The organism is Pseudomonas sp. MWU12-2029 (assembly GCF_023242425.1).
Classification (GTDB): domain Bacteria; phylum Pseudomonadota; class Gammaproteobacteria; order Pseudomonadales; family Pseudomonadaceae; genus Aquipseudomonas; species Aquipseudomonas kribbensis.
On the sequence record NZ_JALJDY010000003.1, the window covers coordinates 185,007 to 202,816 of the forward strand.

21 protein-coding genes are annotated in these 17,810 nt (G+C 62.6%); 15 read left to right on the forward strand and 6 right to left on the reverse strand.

Annotation, left to right across the window (positions count from 1 at the left end):
- Positions 1-47 precede the first annotated feature (47 nt).
- From M5B44_RS08620 to M5B44_RS08690, 15 genes are all read left to right on the forward strand, one after another.
- Entirely contained in the window at positions 48-581 is a 534-nt protein-coding gene (locus M5B44_RS08620) for a response regulator (RefSeq protein WP_085712069.1), read from the forward strand.
- A gap of 83 nt (positions 582-664) precedes the next feature.
- Positions 665-2,371 (forward strand): GspE/PulE family protein, encoded by a 1,707-nt coding sequence (locus M5B44_RS08625; RefSeq protein ID WP_248738837.1) that lies wholly within the window; start codon positions 665-667, stop codon positions 2,369-2,371.
- Positions 2,352-3,155 (forward strand): hypothetical protein, encoded by an 804-nt coding sequence (locus tag M5B44_RS08630; RefSeq protein WP_248738838.1) that lies wholly within the window; start codon positions 2,352-2,354, stop codon positions 3,153-3,155. The genes M5B44_RS08625 and M5B44_RS08630 overlap by 20 nt, the downstream gene beginning before the upstream one ends.
- 1 nt (position 3,156) lies before the next feature.
- Positions 3,157-3,702 (forward strand): PilN domain-containing protein, encoded by a 546-nt coding sequence (locus tag M5B44_RS08635; RefSeq protein ID WP_248738839.1) that lies wholly within the window; start codon positions 3,157-3,159, stop codon positions 3,700-3,702.
- Positions 3,689-4,237, forward strand: coding sequence for a GspMb/PilO family protein (locus M5B44_RS08640; protein ID WP_248738840.1), 549 nt, complete (start codon positions 3,689-3,691; stop codon positions 4,235-4,237). The genes M5B44_RS08635 and M5B44_RS08640 overlap by 14 nt, the downstream gene beginning before the upstream one ends.
- Positions 4,237-4,755 (forward strand): hypothetical protein, encoded by a 519-nt coding sequence (locus M5B44_RS08645; RefSeq protein WP_248738841.1) that lies wholly within the window; start codon positions 4,237-4,239, stop codon positions 4,753-4,755. Before M5B44_RS08640 ends, M5B44_RS08645 begins: the two co-directional genes overlap by 1 nt.
- On the forward strand, positions 4,752-6,599 hold the full coding sequence (locus tag M5B44_RS08650; RefSeq protein ID WP_248738842.1) for a secretin N-terminal domain-containing protein: 1,848 nt from the start codon (positions 4,752-4,754) through the stop codon (positions 6,597-6,599). Before M5B44_RS08645 ends, M5B44_RS08650 begins: the two co-directional genes overlap by 4 nt.
- A 2-nt stretch (positions 6,600-6,601) precedes the next feature.
- The gene (locus tag M5B44_RS08655; RefSeq protein WP_119427956.1) at positions 6,602-7,075 is read left to right on the forward strand and encodes a type II secretion system protein; all 474 of its coding nucleotides are present in this window, start codon (positions 6,602-6,604) and stop codon (positions 7,073-7,075) included.
- Positions 7,076-7,080: 5 nt separating this feature from the next.
- Positions 7,081-7,455: a type II secretion system protein gene (locus M5B44_RS08660; protein WP_248738843.1), complete on the forward strand. Its 375-nt coding sequence runs from the start codon at positions 7,081-7,083 to the stop codon at positions 7,453-7,455.
- Positions 7,430-7,981: a type II secretion system protein gene (locus tag M5B44_RS08665; RefSeq protein WP_248738844.1), complete on the forward strand. Its 552-nt coding sequence runs from the start codon at positions 7,430-7,432 to the stop codon at positions 7,979-7,981. Before M5B44_RS08660 ends, M5B44_RS08665 begins: the two co-directional genes overlap by 26 nt.
- Positions 7,978-8,370, forward strand: a complete 393-nt coding sequence (gene csgE, locus M5B44_RS08670) for a curli production assembly/transport protein CsgE (RefSeq protein WP_248738845.1) — start codon at positions 7,978-7,980, stop codon at positions 8,368-8,370. The genes M5B44_RS08665 and csgE overlap by 4 nt, the downstream gene beginning before the upstream one ends.
- On the forward strand, positions 8,367-8,798 hold the full coding sequence (locus M5B44_RS08675) for a curli assembly protein CsgF (RefSeq protein ID WP_248738846.1): 432 nt from the start codon (positions 8,367-8,369) through the stop codon (positions 8,796-8,798). The genes csgE and M5B44_RS08675 overlap by 4 nt, the downstream gene beginning before the upstream one ends.
- 29 nt (positions 8,799-8,827) lie before the next feature.
- Complete coding sequence (locus M5B44_RS08680) at positions 8,828-9,688, forward strand: CsgG/HfaB family protein (protein ID WP_248738847.1); 861 nt, start codon at positions 8,828-8,830, stop codon at positions 9,686-9,688.
- Positions 9,689-10,461: 773 nt separating this feature from the next.
- Positions 10,462-10,842, forward strand: a complete 381-nt coding sequence (locus tag M5B44_RS08685; RefSeq protein WP_248738848.1) for a DUF6124 family protein — start codon at positions 10,462-10,464, stop codon at positions 10,840-10,842.
- Positions 10,843-10,909: 67 nt separating this feature from the next.
- A complete protein-coding gene (locus M5B44_RS08690; RefSeq protein WP_248738849.1) occupies positions 10,910-11,101 on the forward strand; it encodes an antitoxin in 192 nt (63 codons plus the stop codon).
- Positions 11,102-11,181: 80 nt separating this feature from the next.
- Here the strand turns inward: M5B44_RS08690 and M5B44_RS08695 are convergent, their stop codons facing one another.
- The 6 genes from M5B44_RS08695 to M5B44_RS08720 all read right to left on the reverse strand — a co-directional run bounded on the left by M5B44_RS08695 (position 11,182) and on the right by M5B44_RS08720 (position 17,557).
- The gene (locus tag M5B44_RS08695; protein ID WP_412546965.1) at positions 11,182-11,499 is read right to left on the reverse strand and encodes a type II toxin-antitoxin system RelE/ParE family toxin; all 318 of its coding nucleotides are present in this window, start codon (positions 11,497-11,499) and stop codon (positions 11,182-11,184) included.
- Positions 11,456-11,662, reverse strand: coding sequence for an antitoxin (locus tag M5B44_RS08700; protein WP_085748459.1), 207 nt, complete (start codon positions 11,660-11,662; stop codon positions 11,456-11,458). Before M5B44_RS08700 ends, M5B44_RS08695 begins: the two co-directional genes overlap by 44 nt.
- Before the next feature lie 269 nt (positions 11,663-11,931).
- Positions 11,932-13,383 (reverse strand): curlin, encoded by a 1,452-nt coding sequence (locus M5B44_RS08705; RefSeq protein WP_248738851.1) that lies wholly within the window; start codon positions 13,381-13,383, stop codon positions 11,932-11,934.
- 26 nt (positions 13,384-13,409) lie between these two features.
- Positions 13,410-13,871 (reverse strand): curlin, encoded by a 462-nt coding sequence (locus M5B44_RS08710; protein WP_248738852.1) that lies wholly within the window; start codon positions 13,869-13,871, stop codon positions 13,410-13,412.
- Positions 13,872-13,940: 69 nt separating this feature from the next.
- The gene (locus M5B44_RS08715) at positions 13,941-16,175 is read right to left on the reverse strand and encodes an Ig-like domain-containing protein (RefSeq protein ID WP_248738853.1); all 2,235 of its coding nucleotides are present in this window, start codon (positions 16,173-16,175) and stop codon (positions 13,941-13,943) included.
- Between the two features lie 35 nt (positions 16,176-16,210).
- On the reverse strand, positions 16,211-17,557 hold the full coding sequence (locus tag M5B44_RS08720; protein ID WP_248738854.1) for a hypothetical protein: 1,347 nt from the start codon (positions 17,555-17,557) through the stop codon (positions 16,211-16,213).
- Between the last annotated feature and the right edge of the window lie 253 nt (positions 17,558-17,810).

Below are 17,810 nucleotides of genomic sequence, written 5' to 3' on the forward strand. Positions count from 1 at the left end.
GGCAGTTGATGTGAAGAGGCCGGATTTGTAGCTGCAAGGAGTTCACCTTGGTTAACAAAGTACTGGTTGTCGAAGACGAACTGCTGCTTGCACAGAACCTTCAGGATTACCTGTCGGCGCAAGGGCTGGACGTCCGGATTGCACATGACGGCGCAGACGGAATCGGCCAGGCCGAGACCTTCGCTCCCGACGTGCTGGTGTTCGATTACCGCTTGCCCGATATGGAAGGGTTCGAGGTGCTCGACGCGGTCCGCCAGAACAGGACGTGTCATTTCGTGCTGATAACGGGTCACCCGACCGCTGAAGTCTGTGAGCGGGCGCGGCAACTGGGGGTCAGTCACATCCTGTTCAAACCGTTTCCCTTGGCGGAACTGGCCCGAGCTGTCTGCGACCTTCTGGGGATCCAGCGCGAAGCGAAACCCGGTGCGAGCCAATCCGAAGGCTTCGTCGAACGACGCCAGAGCAGGACCGAGAGCTTCCCGTTGCAGTTGTACGATGGCAGTTGGGTGCTGGCGGACCGCCGACGAAACCGGTCGGAGGTCATGGCACCGGACGACGATCAAATGCTCACCGGGGAGTAATGGCGCGATAGACGTTCCGGCACTCGCCGAACCCGCCTCCCGCGCCGTCAGGGCCTCAAGCCCCGGGTGTTGGAGAGCAAGCCATGGAACGTCTGTCCGTTGTCGTCGATGCGTTGCAGCCTGCGTGTGCCCCGACACGCTTCTCCAGTGAACAACTGGCCCAGGCCCGGGCGCGGGCCGGCACTTGCGGGGAGCGGGTGCTCGATGCACTCAATGTCCTTTGCGAACTGGCGCCGATGCCGTTCATTGCCAGCCTCGGCGCCACCCTTCATTACCCGGTGCTCGACACCGACACGCTGTTTCAAGCGACCCCGGTATTCGACCGGGTCACCCTCGCGCAATGCCTCAAACGTGAATTCATCCTGCTGCGGCACCACGACGAAGTCATTGGCGTGTTCGCCGACCCCTTCGACACCTCGCGCCTGGCCTGGATCGACGAATGCCTGCACGGCGCGCCGCTGTATCTGGTGCACGCCGACGACCTCAAGGCCTATCTGGCCCGCCACGAAGAAAGCTTCCACGCCGTCGAATCGCTCAACGCCCAGGCCGACGCCGGCAGCGAGGTCGACACCCTGCAAAGCCTGTCGCTGACCAGCATCAGCGAAGACTCGAGCGTGGTGGTGAAACTGGTCAACTCGACCCTCTACGACGCGCTGAAGATGCACGCCAGCGACATCCACCTCGGCACCACCGGCAACGGTCTGGTGATCAAGTACCGGATCGATGGTGTGCTCAACAACATCAGCAAGATCCAGGGCAGCGAGTTCGCCGAGCAGGTAATTTCCCGGGTCAAAGTCATGGCCGAACTGGACATCGGGGAAAAACGCGTGCCCCAGGACGGTCGCTTCAAAATCGGTATCAGCGGCCGGCAGATCGACTTCCGGGTGTCGATCATGCCGAGCATCTTCGGCGAAGACGCGGTGTTGCGGGTACTGGACAAACAGGATCTGGCCGACAAGGTCTGCGGCGTGCAGTTGCAGGCGCTGGGTTTTGAAGACGAAACCCTGCGCCAGCTGCGGCGTCTGGCCGCCGAACCCTACGGCATGGTGCTGGTGACCGGCCCCACCGGCAGCGGCAAGACCACCACGCTGTACGCGATGATCACCGAGATCAACCACGGCGTGGACAAGATCATCACCATCGAAGATCCGGTGGAATATCAGTTGCCGGGCGTGCTGCAAATTCCGGTCAACGAGAAAAAGGGCCTGACCTTTGCCCGTGGCCTGCGCTCGATCCTGCGCCACGACCCGGACAAGATCATGGTCGGCGAGATCCGCGACCCGGACACCGCGCAGATCGCCGTGCAATCGGCGCTCACCGGGCACCTCGTCTTCACCACCATCCACGCCAACAACGTGTTCGACGTGATCGGCCGTTTCACTCAAATGGAAATCGACCCCTACAGCCTGGTCTCGGCGCTCAACGCGATTCTCGCCCAGCGCCTGATCCGTCTGGTATGCAGCCACTGCAGCGCACCGGCCACCCCGAGCGATGAAGAACTGCGCACTTCCGGCCTCGACCCACACAAGGTCGGCCACTACCACTTCGTCCACGGCAAGGGCTGCGGCCACTGCCGGGGCAGCGGTTATCGCGGGCGCACGGCGATTGCCGAACTGCTGCATCTGGACGACGAACTGCGGCAGATGATCGTCGAGCGTCAGCCCATCACCCGGATCAAAGCCCTGGCCTGTTCCCGTGGTTTGCGCCTGTTGCGCGAATCGGCGCTGGAGCTGGTGGAGCACGGTCGGACCACGCTGGAGGAGATCAATCGTGTCACTTTTATCGCGTGATCAATTTGTCGCCGTGCTCGGCGCCAGCGGTGTCGGCCTCGGCCAGCGCAGGGGCAGCGAAATCCTGTGGCTGGGCAGCGTCGGCTACATCGACGAAGGCTTCCACAGTTACGCGGTGGCGCTGGACACCCTCGACCGCCTGCTCGGCGAACACGCTCGCGCAGGTTCGGAGTTGAGCGTGTTGATCTCCGGGCATTTCAGCCGTTTCTGCCTGGTGCCGTGGAGCGAGCAGATCAGCAGCCCTGAAGAACTGCGCGGCTTCGCCCAGCTGTGCTTCGAAGACCTGTTCGGCGCACCGACCCAACCCTGGAGCCTGGTGTTGTCCGCCGAGCCGGCCGGCCACGACCGGATCGCCAGCGCCTTGCCGCAGGATTTGCTGGAACGTCTGCGCACGCAGGTCACTGGTCGCAACCTGCGTCTGCGCTCGGTGCAGCCGTACCTGATGAGCGCCTTCAACCGCTTCGACAAAAGCCTCGACGCCGGCGACTTCCTGTTCGTGGTCGCCGAGCCGCAACGCAGCGTGTTGCTGCTGGCCAGGGAAGGACGCTGGGCGTCGGTGCGCTCGGTGGGCGGCAGCGATAGTGACGCGGCGCTGACGGCGCTGATCGGTCGCGAACGGCAACTGCAAGCCTCCACCAGCGAACGCGCGTTCAACGTTTATCTGCATGCCCCGGCGCGCCTCGATGCACAACCGGATGTGGCGGGGGTGCACCTGCGCACCCTCGAAGACGACTCGATGACCGTGCGTGACGCCTTGTACGTCATGTCCCGGGCGGTGGCCTGAGATGCGCGCCTTGAACCTCGATTTCCAGCCCCGTCCGCGTTCCGGCCCGTTGGGCTGGAGCCTGCTCGGCGGCGGTGTGTTCCTTGCGCTGGTGTGCTTCGGCGTCCAGCAGCACCTGGGCGATCAGGCCGAACAGCAGCAAGGTCACTTGCAGCACACCCAGCGCCAGCTCACCGGCGACAGCGGCGCCAAAACAACGTTGAGCCCGGCGGAAACCCGCGAGCAGGCGCAGAACCTCGCTGAAATGCGCAAGGTCTCGCAGCAACTGCGCCGCCCCTGGGAACGCCTGTTCGCCATGCTCGAAGCCATGCCCCGTGATGACATCGCCTTGCTGACCCTGACCCCGGATGCGCGCAAAGGGCAGGTGCGGATCAGCGCCGAGGCGCGGGATCTGCAAGCGATGCTGGATTTCCACAAACGGCTGGAGGCCAGTGACGAGCTGTCCGACGTGTCGCTGCTGAGCCACGAAATCGTCGTCAAATCGCCGGAGCAACCGGTGCAATTCAACCTGTCGGCAACCTGGGAGATGGGCGATGCGAATCCCTAGACTGATCGTCCACGAATACCTGCAGGGCCTCGGCGTTCCAGGCCTGGCCGGGTCGGCGCTGCTGCTGATCAGCGTCGCCTGGGCGCTCGGCGGTTTGCTGCCGGGCTGGCAGTCGCTGCAACAGCTCAGCCAGCAGACCCAGGAGGCCACCGAGTACCTGGCCAAGGTCGAGGACGGCAGCATTGCGCCGCCGGTGGTGCCGCAACGTCAGCTCGATGATTTTCGCAACAAGCTGCCGGCCCAGCCGCAAGCCACCGTCGCCATCGACCGCATCTACGCGTTGGCGGCGCAGGAACACATCACCCTGGCGCGCGGCGAATACGCCCTCGGCGTCGATCCCAAGACTCATCTGGCGCGCTACCAGATCCTGCTGCCGGTGCGCGGCAGCTACCCGCAACTGCGCCGCTTCCTGCATGCGTTGCTCGGCCAGTTGCCGGCGGTAGTAGTGGAAGACGTCGAGTTTCAACGCAAGAAGATCGCCGACACCGACCTCAACGGCCGGATCCGTATGACCCTTTACCTGTCGAGGTCGTGATGAACACCAAGCGCGTAACAGGGTGGGTGGCGTTCTTCGGCGTGGCGGCGGCGCTGGCCTGGTTGCCCGAGTATTTTTCGCAGAGCGACGACGCGGACGCCACTGACGTCGCCGTCTCGACCCCGGCCAGAACCACCGCCCGTGGCGCTTTGCCGGCCAGCAGCGCCAAGGCTGGCGCAGCGCCGATCAAGGACCTGAGCCCGGCAGGCGACCTGTTTGCCGCCAAGTCCTGGAAGGCTGCGCCAACTCTGGCCACGGTCACCGAGCAACCCGTCAACCTGACCCCGGCGGTGCAAGCCCCGAGCCTGCCACCGGTGCCGTTCCAGTTCGTCGGCCGCCTGCATGACCGCAGCGACCTGCAGGTGTTTTTGCAGGACGGCGAAAAAATCTACGTCGTGCGCAACGGGGATGTGATCGACGACACCTGGAAGATTACCGGCATTTCCGATCTGGAATTGAGCCTGGTCTACCTGCCTCTGCATTTGTCGCAGACCTTGTCTGTGGGGAGTACGCAATGAATCGTTCCCGTTTGCTGATGAGCCTCGGCCTGTGCGCCGGGCTGACCGCGTGCAGCACCGCGCAGGTCGCCAACAAGGAAGCCGCCGACCTGATCGATCAGGGGCAGTACGAGGCAGGCCTGGCCCGGATCCAGGAAGGTTTGCGGGAAAACCCACGGGATACCGAGCTGCACCTGCTGCTCAACAGCGGCCGGGCCAAGGCGATCACGGCGCTGCTGACTTCGGGTGACACCGATCGCGCTCGCCGCGACTTCGCCAACGCACGCCTGGCCTACAGCCGGGTGCTGACCATCGAACCGAACAACCGCCGCGCCCAGGATGCCCTGCGCCAGCTCGACTACCTGCGCAGCATGGACGAGAAACTTGAACTGGCCCGTGGCGACCTGCGCCGGGGCGACATCTACGGCGCCGACCGGCAAGTCAAACAGATCCTCGAACTCGACCCGAAAAACGACGGTGCGCTGGAGCTGCAAGGCAACATCCGTCTGGTGCAGAGCCGCAACGTGATCCAGTACCCGCAACTCCGCACCCGGCTCGATCGCCCGGTGACCCTGGAGTTTCGCGACGCCAACCTCAAGACTATTTTCGAAGTGCTGTCCCAGGTCGCCGGGTTGAATTTCATCTTCGACAAAGACCTGCGCCCGGACATGAAAGCCACGATCTTCGTGCGTGACGTGCGTATCGAAGACGCAGTGGCCTTGCTGCTGCAACAGAACCAGTTGCACCAGAAAGTGGTGAACGAAAACACCTTGCTGATCTACCCGGACTCGCCGCAGAAGCTCAAGGACTATCAAGAGCTGGTGATGCGCACGTTCTACCTGACCAGCATCGACGCCAACACCGCGTTGAACATGATCAAGACCATGCTCAAGACCCGCGACGTGTTCGTCGACGAACGCCTGAACACCCTGACCATGCGCGACACCGAAGACGCGATTCGCATGGCCGAGAAACTCCTGCAATCGCAAGACCAGTCCAACCCCGAGGTGGTGCTGGAAGTGGAAGTGATGGAAGTCGCCACCCAGCGCATTCTCGATCTGGGCCTGCAATGGCCGAGCACCTTCGGCGTGCTCAACAGTGACGGTTCGCCCGTCACGCTGCTGGGCCAGCTCAAGGGCATCAACTCCGACCGCATCTCGATCGGGCCATCGCCGCAGGCCAAGATCAACGCACAGGACAACGACATCAACACCCTCGCCAGCCCGGTGATCCGCGTCAGCAACCGCGAGCAGGCGCGTATTCACATCGGTCAGCGCGTGCCGATCATCAGCGCCACGTCGGTACCGTCCACCCAAGGGCCGGTGATCACCGAAAGCGTCACGTATCTGGATGTCGGTCTGAAGCTTGAAGTGACCCCGACCGTGCACTTGAACAACGAAGTGGCGATCAAGATCGCCCTGGAAGTGAGTAACGCCACGCCGCTGGAACCGACCCGTCAGGGCACGATCCCGGTGCAGGTCGATACCCGCAACGCCCAGACCTCGCTGCGTCTGCACGACGGCGAAACCCAGATCCTTGCCGGTCTGGTACGCAACGACCATGGCGCCACCGGCAACAAGATTCCGGGCCTCGGCGACATTCCGGGTCTGGGCCGGCTGTTCGGCAGCAACAAGGACACCATCGGCAAATCGGAACTGGTGCTGTCGATCACCCCACGGATCGTGCGCAACCTGCCGTACCAGAGCCCGTCGGACATGGAATTCCCGACCGGCACCGAAACCAGCATGCACATCCAGGCACCGGATCGCTCGCAGAACTTTGTGATGCCGGCACCTGCCGCGCAGCCTCGGGCCATCGGTGATGCCGCCGTGGCAACCACCCGTGTCACCGTCGAGAAACCTTGATCATGAACGCCTCCCAGCGCGGTTTTACCTTGATCGAAGTCGTGGTGACGCTGGCCCTGATCGGCCTGCTGGCCGGCATGGCCGCGCCGCTGACCGAGACCCTGGTGCGGCGTGGCAAAGAGCAGGAGCTGCGCACCGCGCTGTATCAGATCCGCGATGGCATCGATGCCTACAAGCGGGCCTTCGATGCCGGCTACATCGAGAAGTCGCTGAACAGCAGTGGTTATCCGCCGAACCTCAAGGTGCTGGTCGAAGGCGTGCGCGATGTGCGCAGTGCCAAGGGTGCCAAGTTCTACTTTCTGCGCCGGATACCCCACGACCCGCTGGTGCCGGCCAAGCGTGACGACAACGGCGGTTGGGGCCTGCGGGCCTACGACAGTTCGGCCCAGAACCCGCGCGATGGCGAGGACGTGTTCGACGTCTACTCCCACGCCAGGGGCCGTGGCCTCAACGGCATCGCTTACCGCGAGTGGTGACTCTCATGGGCCGGCAAAAGGGTTTTACCTTGCTCGAACTGATGGTGGTGATGGCGATCATCGCGACCCTGATGACCATCGCACTGCCGCGCTACTTCAACAGCCTGGAAGCGTCGAAGGAAACCACCCTGCGCCAGAGCCTGTCGGCCATGCGCGAGGCACTGGATCACTACTACGGCGACACCGGGCGCTATCCCGATTCTCTCGAACAACTGGTGGAGCTGCGCTACCTGCGCAACGCGCCGCTGGACCCGATCACCGAGCGCAAAGACCAGTGGGTGCTGATCGCGCCGCCGGACGGCGTGGCGGGTGGCGTGGCCGATATCAAGAGCGGAGCTACCGGGAGGGCGCGTGATGGCAGCCAGTATTCCGAGTGGTAAGCACGCGGAGCAGGGCGGGTTCACCTACCTGGGCGTGCTGTTCCTGATCGTGATCATGGGTATGGGCCTGGCCAGTGCCGGCGAGTTGTGGTCGACCGTGTCGCGCCGTGATCGCGAGAAGCAACTGCTGTGGGTCGGCACTCAATACGCCCAGGCGCTGCGCAGCTACTACCGCAGTTCGCCGGGGCTGGCGCAGTACCCGAAAGAGCTGGCCGACCTGCTGCAGGACGAACGTTTTCCTGAGCCACGGCATCACCTGCGCCAGCTCTACCCGGACCCGATTGGCGGCGGTGAATGGGCGCTGCAACGGGGTTTCGACGGACGCATCACCGGGATCAACAGTCCGTCCACCGAGGTGCCGTTGAAGCAGGCGGACTTCCCGTCGCAATGGTCGGATTTCGAGGGCATGCAGCGTTATTCGGACTGGCAGTTCGTGGCCGAGAAAGCCTTTCTCGATGGCACCGGTCCTGGCAATGGAACCCCGGTCAAAGGCCAGTCGGCCCTGCCGCAGGCGTTGCAGCCATGAGCCGCCAGTGGTGGTGCGCGTTGCTCCTCACTGTTGTGGCGTGCTGCGCGTGCGCCGCCGAGGAAGACGAAATGATGGGCTTCATCGTCGACGACACGATCTCGCACATCGGCCACGACTTTTATTACTCGTTCAGCGAACGCCTGCGTGACACCAGCCCGATGGATTTCAACCTGGTGGTGCGCGAGCGCCCCGACGCGCGCTGGGGGAGCCTTGTGACCGTGGAATATCAGCAACGCCTGGTGTATCGGCGCTTCCTGCCGCCGAACACCGTGGAACTGAAGGACGAGGCCTACGAGGCCGCCGACTCGGTTCGACTGGAGGTCGTCCGGCGCAAGCTGGAAGCCTTGTTGCAGGACACCACCGACCTTGAGAAGGACGAACTATGAACACGACAACGTTCTCACGGCGCCGCGGATTGTGGATCCCAGGGTTGTTGATCGGGCTCGCCGGCGCTGCCGCCGTCCAGGCCACTGAACTGGTCTACACGCCGGTCAACCCGTCGTTCGGCGGCAACCCGCTCAACGGCACCTGGTTGCTTAACAACGCCCAGGCGCAAAACGATTTCGACGATCCAGACCTCAAGAAACGCACGACGGTGGCCGGCACTTCGGCGCTCGAACGTTTCACCAGTCAATTGCAGTCGCGGTTGCTAGGGCAACTGCTGGACAACATCTCCACCGGCAACACGGGGAGCCTGTCCACCGACGCTTTTATCGTCAACGTCGTCGACGACTCGGGGGCACTCTCGATTGAAGTGACCGACCGAGCGAGCGGCGAGGTTTCTGAAATCAAGGTGAACGGCCTCAACCCATGACGGGATGACGGTTCCGGGGAGTGCAGGACATGAAAAAAATAATAGCGCTAGGGCTGATGTTGGCAGCATTGCAAGGGTGTGGTCTGCGCGAGCCGATGTCGGCCGAGCAGGACACCGACACTCCGACCCTGACCCCCAGGGCCTCGACCTACTACGACTTGCTGAAAATGCCTCGGCCCAAGGGCCGCTTGATGGCGGTGGTGTACGGCTTCCGTGACCAGACCGGGCAGTACAAACCGACGCCGGCGAGTTCGTTTTCGACCAGCGTCACCCAGGGCGCGGCGTCGATGTTGATGGATGCCTTGCAGGCCAGCGGCTGGTTTGTGGTGCTGGAGCGGGAAGGGCTGCAGAACCTGCTGACCGAACGCAAGATTATTCGAGCGTCGCAGAAGAAGCCGAATACGCCGGTGAACATCCAGGCCGAGCTGCCGCCGTTGCAGGCGGCGAACATGATGCTCGAGGGCGGGATCATCGCTTATGACACCAATGTGCGCAGCGGTGGGGAAGGGGCGCGGTATCTGGGGATTGATCTGTCCCGGGAATATCGCGTGGATCAGGTGACGGTGAACTTGCGCGCGGTGGATGTTCGTAGCGGGCAGGTGCTGGCGAATGTGATGACCAGCAAGACGATTTATTCGGTGGCGCGCAGTGCCGGGGTGTTCAAGTTTATCGAGTTCAAGAAGTTGCTCGAGGCGGAGGCTGGGTACACGACTAACGAGCCGGCTCAGTTGTGTGTGCTTTCGGCGATCGAGGCGGCGGTGGGGCATTTGCTGGCGCAGGGGATTGAGCGGCGGTTGTGGCAGGTGGCCGGGGATAATTCTTCGCCTGCTGCGGATGAGACCTTGAATCGGTATTTGACTCAGAACAAGGTGGATCCTGAGGCGGAGTGAACTTGGCGGCCTTTGGGCCGACCAGGTTCTTTTGGGGTTGTGTGTATATCCGTTTTTTTGGGTGTTGCGACTGGCGGTTCCGCTCTTACAGCGGGTCACTTTGGCAAACGCCCCAAAGTAACCAAAGGTCTGGGCCCCGGCGTTCGGCCCCTCGCTGGGGCTCGGGGTTCCTTCGCTCCGGGATTCATCCGGGGGGCATCGCCTCCGGTTTGCTTCGCTGCACCTCCTCTCGATGTGTTCGACTTCGTCGAACGGTCGCTGCGCTCCCACCCCCGGATAAATCCCTCCACTCAGCCTTCCGATGGGGCCAGCACGTCAAGAGCGGTACTCGAGCTAACGCTCATTGTGTTGAGTGGTGAGAAGCGGAAAGCGGATTGCTTTTGCTTTGATCGTTCCCACGCTCCGCGTGGGAATGCAGCCCGGGACGCTCCGCGTTCCATTCTTGAATGTTTAAAAGTTGTGTCTGTTTTAACGATCCTTCCCACAAGGTTTTCAGGTTGTCCGTCGGAAGCGCGGGCTCTAGCCTGTTTTGGTCGCTGCCAATTCAGCGATCGGGTCTGGAAACCCGGATGTGCGAGAAAGCGAAATCGCTTTTCATAACGTATGCTTGCGCACCTTCATTGTGTGCACGCTGTTATGGCGGCTGTGCGCGGGAGACATTTATGTCTGCCGGGTCGCGTTCTCCCCGGATTTCCAGCCCGCGTACAGCTGCCACCCATTCTTCCTGGAAGTCGATTGGGCCGGCTGCAACCATCAATGAGGACGAAATAACCATGAAAAAACCAACACCCAACCCACCCGAAAACCAAGCCAGTCTCGAAACCGACCCAACCTCCCCATACACCTCAATCAACTCGAAAAAACTCCACGAAGCCGCCGAACGCGCGCTCGATCATTACCTCTGCCCCGGCGCCCACATCATGGGCAGCGTCAACGAACCCGCCCCGATGTACCTCACCAATCCGGCCTACAACACCGAATCCCTGCTCGCCAACGCCTGCGAATCCCTGGGCTCCGCCAGCGAAATGCTCAACAACTTCGCCGCCGCCCTCGACCCCGCCCACCGCAAGACCGCTTTGGGTATCGCGCAGATCCTCATGTTGAGTGAGCTGGCCGTGAATCAGGCCTTGGATCACGTCGAGCTGAAGGGCTGATCCATCCCCAATAAAAAACGCGACCCAAGAAAAGTGCCGCGTTTTTCATTTTCAAATTGGAGTCACCATGGATCCCCTGATTTCCCCAATCGTTTCAGACTTCGAAAGTGAAGAGCAGGCCGCCAGCTATGACCGCTGGTTGCGTGCCAAAGTACAGGCTTCAATCGATGACCCACGACCCAGCATTCCGAATGAGCAGGTGATGGCTGAAATGTCGGCCCTGATGGAGGAAAAACGAAGAAAGCATGAGGCGGGGTGAGGCTCTCGCAGCGGCAATACGAAAAAACCGCGATCCCTGACAGGAGCGCGGTTTTTGTTTGGGGCGGAGTTAACAACGGATTAGAAAAAACGAGTTCGCGGATACTCCTGACGCGTGTGCAGTACGTTCACGATTTCTATTCGATCGGTTACTCGATAGATGATCAGATAACTCGAATGTACAACAGCTTCTCGAGTGCCGGGGATCCGACCGGCTCGGTAGAGGCGAGGATGTTCCAGAAGGTTGGATGCAGCTTTTCCAATCGCCCTGACGAGTTCTCTGGCTGCTCTGGGGTGTCTTTCTGTTATGAAGTCGATAATTAGCATCAGCTTGGCCCGTGCTTCGGGCCTCCACTCAATCGACCTCGAAACCATTGTCTTTTGCCTTGAGCAAGGCATGTATCTCAGCCATCACCTGGTCATGCGAAATATTCGGACGCGGATCATCGAGAGAGGCCTGTACTTCGGCCCGAAACCAACGGTCATAACTCGCAGCCTGCTCCTCAGGATCAAGATCCGAAACAACCGGGCACAGTGGGTCGATCAAAGACGGGTCGATCATGGAACCTCCGGGTTTGGTGCCAGGAAGTCTATTCGGTAATGGTATCGCTGTCGTCGCTGTCTGGATGAATTGCATGTTGGCCAAGCTCCGTGGGGATCAATGTGTCCCGGCAAATCCTAGAGCCTGCACTTCCGACGGCCAACCGCCAGAATTCGTCAGAAAACTCCCCGATTTTCTGAAAACGTTCCGTTTTCCGTAGGACGCCACTCAAGCGTCAGCGCAAAAAAAACGCGACCCTCAACAGGTCGCGGTTTTCCAACACCCAACCCTTACTGCTGCAAAACCGTCGCCTGGTTAGCCGACCCGAACTGCTGAATATTCGCCGTCTGAGTCATCCCGCTCTGATCCACATTGGCAATGTTCCCCGTCCCACCCTGGGTCACATACGCCACGTTCATGGTGTCAGCTTGTTTGACCGTGATCATGTTGTCGCTGCCATACAGCTGCGCGGTGTAGGCCTGGTTACCGGTGCCGGACTGGTCGAATTCGGTGCTGTTGCCCGAGCCGTTCGAGGTGCCTTGGGCCAGGTTGGTGGTGCCGCGTTGGTCGGAGATCAGGATGTTGTCGCTGCCGTTCTGGTCGAAGTACAGCTCGTTGTAGGAATCAGCCTGACTGACCGTGGTCTTGTTGCCGGTCCCGGTCTGGTGGGTGGTCATGACGTGGCCGACGCCGTCCTGGGTGAAGCTGGCGATGTTGCCGTTACCGGCCTGATTGACTGTGGCACGCTGGTTGCTGCCGAACTGGCCACCGTGTTGCGGGCCTTTCCAGTTGCTGGCGTAGACCTTGTTGTCGTTGCCTACGGAGGTGGCGTTGAGCGTGTGACCGTCGCCGCTCTGGTAGGTGTAGTGCACGTTGCCGTTGCCGACTTGATACAGCGCCAGGGTCGAGTTGACCGACTCGAACTGGTCGGCGTAGATGGCGTTGGTGTTGCCGACCTGGGTGACGGCGGCGGTGTTGTTTTCGCCGTAGCTCTGGTCGACCACGGTTTCGTTGCTGTCGCCGTACTGGTTGACGGTGGCCTGGCTGGCCAGTTGCGAGTCCTGCCAGATCTCGGTGCCGTTGAGGTTGCCGAACTGGTTGATGGTGATGTTGCCGCCGGTGCCGTTGCGCTGGTCGCCGTAGGCGTAGTTATTTTCGCCGGCCTGGTTGATGCCGATCTGCCCGCCGTTGTGGGTGACCTGTTCGGCGGTGCCGTAGTTGGCGGTGCCGTATTGGGTGATCACCGAGCTGTTGCCGCTGCCTTCGTACAGTTGCTCGATGTTGGCTTCGTTGCTGTCGCCGAACTGGAAGGTCTTGCCTTCGCTGCCGTTTTGCGAGTCCTGGTAGACGAACGAGAAGTTGCCGGTGCCTTGCTGCTGTTGCAGGGCGGTGTTGGGTGAGCCGAAGCCCAGCGACTGGCTGGCGTGGGTGGTGTTGAAGGCGCCGGTCTGTTGCTGGGTGATGGTGCCGTTGTCTTCGTAAAGTTGTTCGGCATAGGCGGCGTTGTAGTCGCCGACCGCGTCCTGGGTGATGACGCTGCTGGCATGGTCTTGCACGGCGGCGGCGTCGTTGCCCTGGCCCAGTTGGGTCTGGGTGGCGCTGCTGAACGGGGCCTGGGTCTGCTTTACATCGGCGATGTTGGCAGTGCCGACCTGGCTCTGGGTGGACAGGCTGTCGTCGGCCATGGCCTGGGCACTGATCATGACCAGGATGGCGGCGGTGAGGGGCGTCAGTTTGAACATGATGAACTCTCCGATGATTGCAGTGCTTAGCGATATTGCTTGACCGAAACGCTCATGCCGTTGCCCGACTGGGTCACGGCGCTTTGCAGCCCCGTGCCGGCCTGCTCGATGCTGGCGTCGTTGTTGTTGCCGTTTTGCGAAATCTGCGCGCGGTTGTGGCTGCCGTTCTGGGTGATCGATGCGGCGTTGCCGGAACCGTTTTGCGTGATCAAGGCCATCAGGTCGCTGCCTTGTTGCAGGATGTACGCTTCCTGATTGCTGCCCGATTGCACGATCTTTCCAAGCAGCGACTGACCGTTCTGCGAGAGCAGGGCGAGGTTGGCCTGGCCGTTCTGGTCGATCAGGGCTTGCTGGCCCACTGGGGGCGGCAGTTCACCAAGGTCGGCGGAGGGCGCCAGGTCGTCGTTGTCCATCAGGTCGTCGGCGCGCACGCCCGCACTGCCGCACAGGGCGAGCAGGCAAAGCAGGGCGGCGGTCGGCGTGTTCATGGCGTTGTCCTGTGTGGCGTTAAGCGTCGAGCGTTGCCCCGCCAACCCGAAAGCAGGCGGGGCGCAGCCTTACAGCGTGGTCACCGAGATGGTGCGAACGGTGCCCTGGGACGAGCGAATCGTGGCGGTCGGGTTGGCCGATGGCACCACCGTCGTGTTGTTCAGCGTCAGCCGCCAGCGTCCGGTGACCGGTACCGTCGTCGTGCCGAGGGTGACCAGCCCGGTCGGGGTGGTGACCTGCACGGTGATGGTGTTGCCGGTGGTCACCGACGAGGTGCCGGCGAAGTCCCAGTTGAAGCGGTTGCCGGAACGGGCCTGCACGGTCGAGGTGGTGATCGTGAAGGTTTCCGCTGCTGGTCGTGGCGACACTTGCACAGTGACCGTGGCCGGCGTCGACAGGGCGCCGAAGCTGTCCCGGGCGATGTAGGTGAAGGTCGTGGTGAACGCGGTGGTCACGGTGGCCGGTGGGGTGTAGGTGATCACCGTGCCGTCGGTGCTGACCGTGCCACGTCCTGCCGGCGGCTGGGTCAGGCTGGCGACGCCCAGCGGCACGTTGCCTTCCGGATCGGTGTCGTTGGCCAGGACGTTGATCGGGATCGCCACGCCCAGCGTTGCGACGCTGTCGGCAACGGCGGTCGGTGGCCGGTTCGGTGCAACGCTGATGGTCACCGTGGCTGGGTTCACCGAGGCCAGGCCTTTGCTGTCCTGAGCCTTGTAGGTGAAGGTCGTGGTCAGCGGTGCGTTGACCACGGCTGGAGGGGTGTAGACCACCGACGTGGTGCCGTTCAGGGCCACGGTGCCCTGGCCGGCTGGCGGTTGAGTCAGCGCGGTGATGGTCAGCGGTACGTTGCCGTCCGGGTCGTTGTCGTTGGCCAGCACGTTGAGGGTGATCGGCACGCCGAAGCTGGTGCTGCCGGTGTCGGCGACGGACAGCGGCGCCTGGTTTTCACCGGTGTCCGGCGCGTTGCCGACAACTACCACCGGCTCGGTGTCGCTGCCGCCGGCGGCGGATTTGACCGTGACGGTAGCCGGTGGCTGGGTCAGGTCGGCGACAGTGATTTTTTGCAGGGTGCCGGTCTTCGACAGGCGACCGTAGCCTTGGGCGACCATGTCCGGCACGGCGACTTCATCGGTCGACGTGGCTTCGATCAGCAGGCTGTGATTGGCCCAGCTGTAGCGCGCGGTCTGGATTTTCACAACGTCGGTGAGCTTGGCAGAGACCGAGGTCGGGCGCGTCGTCCCGGCCGGGTTGGTCGCGGTCACGACCACCACCGACGGCAGCGTGCCGTTACCCAGACGCTGGCCGAAGAACAGGCCGTTGTTGTCACCCAACAGGCTGGTCTGGCACGGCGTCTTCGGTGGGCCGGGCAGCAGCGCCAACGTTTCGCGGAAGCACAGGGTCGAGCTGCTGTCAGCCTTGGCGAACACTTCGGTACGCACGCCGGCCGACGTCCGGCGATAGGTGGCGCGATCAAGGGCGACCTGTGTTTGCTGACGGTTGTCGAGGACCTTGCCGGCGACGGTGAACAGGGTGGTCTGAATCGAGCCTGCGCCTGAGGGACCGTCGATCCGCACGAAGTTGGTATTGAACGGGCTGCCGGTCACCGCCTCGGTGAGGTTCGGGTCGCCGACGAAGGTTTCGACGTTGCCGGTGTCCGGGTTCACTTCGGTGTACGGCCCGTTGATGCTGCGCAGGAACGGCCCGATGGCGCCGTTGAGCGCACCGCTGAAGTTGCCCGGGGCGCCGATGCCTACGTCCTTGGTGATGTTGATCGCCCGCCGGCCTGGTGTGGTGACGGTGACCGTTTCCACACCGTACGGGTGGGTGATGGTGTAGGTGCCGGCAACAGGCACGTTCACCCGGATGCGGATTCGCGCGAAGCTTTGCTGATCACCGTCCACAGGGTTTCCCGAGGCGAACGCTGCTTCGATCCCGGCGACATAGGCGTCCATACCAAAACCGGCGCCATTGTTGGGGATGTTGGTTTCCGCCAGGAACCAGAAGGCTTCCGGCGGCCAGTTGTCGGGGAAGACCATCGGCAGCGTATCGTCGAAAATCCCCGGTTCCGGCAGCAGGGTGCACATGTACGCCGGCGGGGTGGCAGCCGGCACTCGCGAACTGGCGGCGCGGGACTGGCAGAGCTCCATCGACAGCAGGTTGTTGTCCTGGTACCACATCGGGAATTTCCCGGTGGCAAAGGTGTAGGGGCCGGGATCGACGGCGGCCAGTTGCGCGAACGCACTGCCGGTCAGCGAGATTGTCAGCCCGAGCGCGTTGAGCGCGAAGCGTGGCCACTTGTTCATGATGCCTCCTGATGCGGATCTGGGCATGTGAGCGTTCATTGCACGATGACCACTTCTTCGGTATCGCTGCCGCCGTTGGACGACGTCACCCGGACCCTGGCCGGTGGAATCGGCGAGATCCCGGTGGCCAGGGTTTTCACTGCGCCGTCACCGCCCAGCGCACCGATGGCGGCGCCAGTGCCGGAGGTGGCGGTGAGCACCGGTGGCGAGGTTTCGTCACTGGTCGAAGCCACCACGGTCAGTTGCCCGGAACTCAGGCTGTACTCGGCGCGCTGGATCACTACCAGGTCGGTCAGACTCATGGGCAGGGTGGTCGGCGAGCTGGTGGCGATGGCCAGGTGGTTGTCGGCGGTCACTTGCAAGGTGGCCGGCAGGGTTGGATTGACCTGCGACTGCGCGTACCAACTGCCAGTGCTATCGGCCTCTTTGAGGTTGAGCACCGGCGTGCTACTGGTGACGGCGACGGTGGCCGGAGCAGGCGGGGCTTTGACGAACACGTCCTGCTGGGCGACCGGGGCGCTGTCGCCGGGTTTGCGCGAATAGGTACTGCGCTCGGTGATCAACGGCGTGGGTCGAACCACCGTCGACAACTTGCCGGAAACCGCAAACACCGTGGTACGCAGGTCGATCCCGCCGGGGCCTTCGATGCGCAGGTAGTTGGTGTTGAACGGGCTGCCGGTCACCGCTTCTTCAAGGTTCGGGTCGCCGACGAACTGTTCGGCGCCGCCGCTCACCGGATTGGTTTCGGTGTAGGGCCCGTTGACGCTGCGCAGGAACGGCCCGACGTCCCCCTTGAGCGCGCCGTCGTAGGTTTTCGGGCTGCCGATGCCGATGTCGCGGGTCATGTTGATCGCGCGACGACCGGGGGTGTCGACGTTGAATACTTCGACGCCATATGGGTGAGTGATCACATAAGTACCGGCGGTGGGCACATCGACCCGGATGCGGATGCGGGCGAAGCTGATCTGGTCGCCTTCCACCGGATCGCCACCACTGAACGCCGCTTCCACGGCCGAGCCGTAGGACAGATTGATGCCCCGGGCTGCATCGACCACGGTGCCGTCGGCGGTGAACCAGAACGCTTCGTCGGGAAAATTGCCCGGGAAGACAATCGGCTGGGTGTCGTCGAACACGCCGGGCGCAGGGATCAGCGAGCACATGTACGAAGGCGCGCCGGGCGTGCTCGGCACCCGCGAACTGAGCGCTTTGGACAGGCACAGGTCCAGGGTGCGTCCGTGGGTGTCCTGATACCAGCTGGCAAATCCGCCGGTCGCCGGGGCATAGGGTCCGGGATCGACGGCGAACAGAGCGGCCTGGGCCATGCCCTGGGCCAGGGCGCTCACGACCAGGACGGTCGCGGTTTTGGACAGTAAAGGGTGCATGAGTTAATCCCTCTATCGAAGTGCCTGCCCCTTGGGGGTGGGTCAGTTGCAGAGGGGCTTTACAACTTCCATACCAACGGCCGGGCAACGGGCCGCAAAGGCCCGTGGTGCAAAGGTTGGCGAGAGAAGGTGGGGATTTTTTGCAGCGCTGCCATCGGGCGACAGTCCCCAGCATTGGGGATTGTGGGGATCCATCGGCAAAGCGGATTTGCGGATTTGCGGATTTGTGATCGTGGGGCCGTTCACCCCCCGC

Coding starts and splice junctions, on each gene's coding strand:
- M5B44_RS08625 (WP_248738837.1), top strand. CDS start 665: ATGGAACGTCTGTCCGTTGTCGTCGATGCGTTGCAGCCTGCGTGTGCC.
- M5B44_RS08635 (WP_248738839.1), top strand. CDS start 3,157: ATGCGCGCCTTGAACCTCGATTTCCAGCCCCGTCCGCGTTCCGGCCCG.
- M5B44_RS08640 (WP_248738840.1), top strand. CDS start 3,689: ATGCGAATCCCTAGACTGATCGTCCACGAATACCTGCAGGGCCTCGGC.
- M5B44_RS08645 (WP_248738841.1), top strand. CDS start 4,237: ATGAACACCAAGCGCGTAACAGGGTGGGTGGCGTTCTTCGGCGTGGCG.
- M5B44_RS08650 (WP_248738842.1), top strand. CDS start 4,752: ATGAATCGTTCCCGTTTGCTGATGAGCCTCGGCCTGTGCGCCGGGCTG.
- M5B44_RS08655 (WP_119427956.1), top strand. CDS start 6,602: ATGAACGCCTCCCAGCGCGGTTTTACCTTGATCGAAGTCGTGGTGACG.
- M5B44_RS08660 (WP_248738843.1), top strand. CDS start 7,081: ATGGGCCGGCAAAAGGGTTTTACCTTGCTCGAACTGATGGTGGTGATG.
- M5B44_RS08665 (WP_248738844.1), top strand. CDS start 7,430: ATGGCAGCCAGTATTCCGAGTGGTAAGCACGCGGAGCAGGGCGGGTTC.
- csgE (WP_248738845.1), top strand. CDS start 7,978: ATGAGCCGCCAGTGGTGGTGCGCGTTGCTCCTCACTGTTGTGGCGTGC.
- M5B44_RS08675 (WP_248738846.1), top strand. CDS start 8,367: ATGAACACGACAACGTTCTCACGGCGCCGCGGATTGTGGATCCCAGGG.
- M5B44_RS08680 (WP_248738847.1), top strand. CDS start 8,828: ATGAAAAAAATAATAGCGCTAGGGCTGATGTTGGCAGCATTGCAAGGG.
- M5B44_RS08685 (WP_248738848.1), top strand. CDS start 10,462: ATGAAAAAACCAACACCCAACCCACCCGAAAACCAAGCCAGTCTCGAA.
- M5B44_RS08690 (WP_248738849.1), top strand. CDS start 10,910: ATGGATCCCCTGATTTCCCCAATCGTTTCAGACTTCGAAAGTGAAGAG.
- M5B44_RS08695 (WP_412546965.1), bottom strand. CDS start 11,499: ATGCCTTGCTCAAGGCAAAAGACAATGGTTTCGAGGTCGATTGAGTGG.
- M5B44_RS08700 (WP_085748459.1), bottom strand. CDS start 11,662: ATGATCGACCCGTCTTTGATCGACCCACTGTGCCCGGTTGTTTCGGAT.
- M5B44_RS08705 (WP_248738851.1), bottom strand. CDS start 13,383: ATGTTCAAACTGACGCCCCTCACCGCCGCCATCCTGGTCATGATCAGT.
- M5B44_RS08710 (WP_248738852.1), bottom strand. CDS start 13,871: ATGAACACGCCGACCGCCGCCCTGCTTTGCCTGCTCGCCCTGTGCGGC.
- M5B44_RS08715 (WP_248738853.1), bottom strand. CDS start 16,175: ATGAACAAGTGGCCACGCTTCGCGCTCAACGCGCTCGGGCTGACAATC.
- M5B44_RS08720 (WP_248738854.1), bottom strand. CDS start 17,557: ATGCACCCTTTACTGTCCAAAACCGCGACCGTCCTGGTCGTGAGCGCC.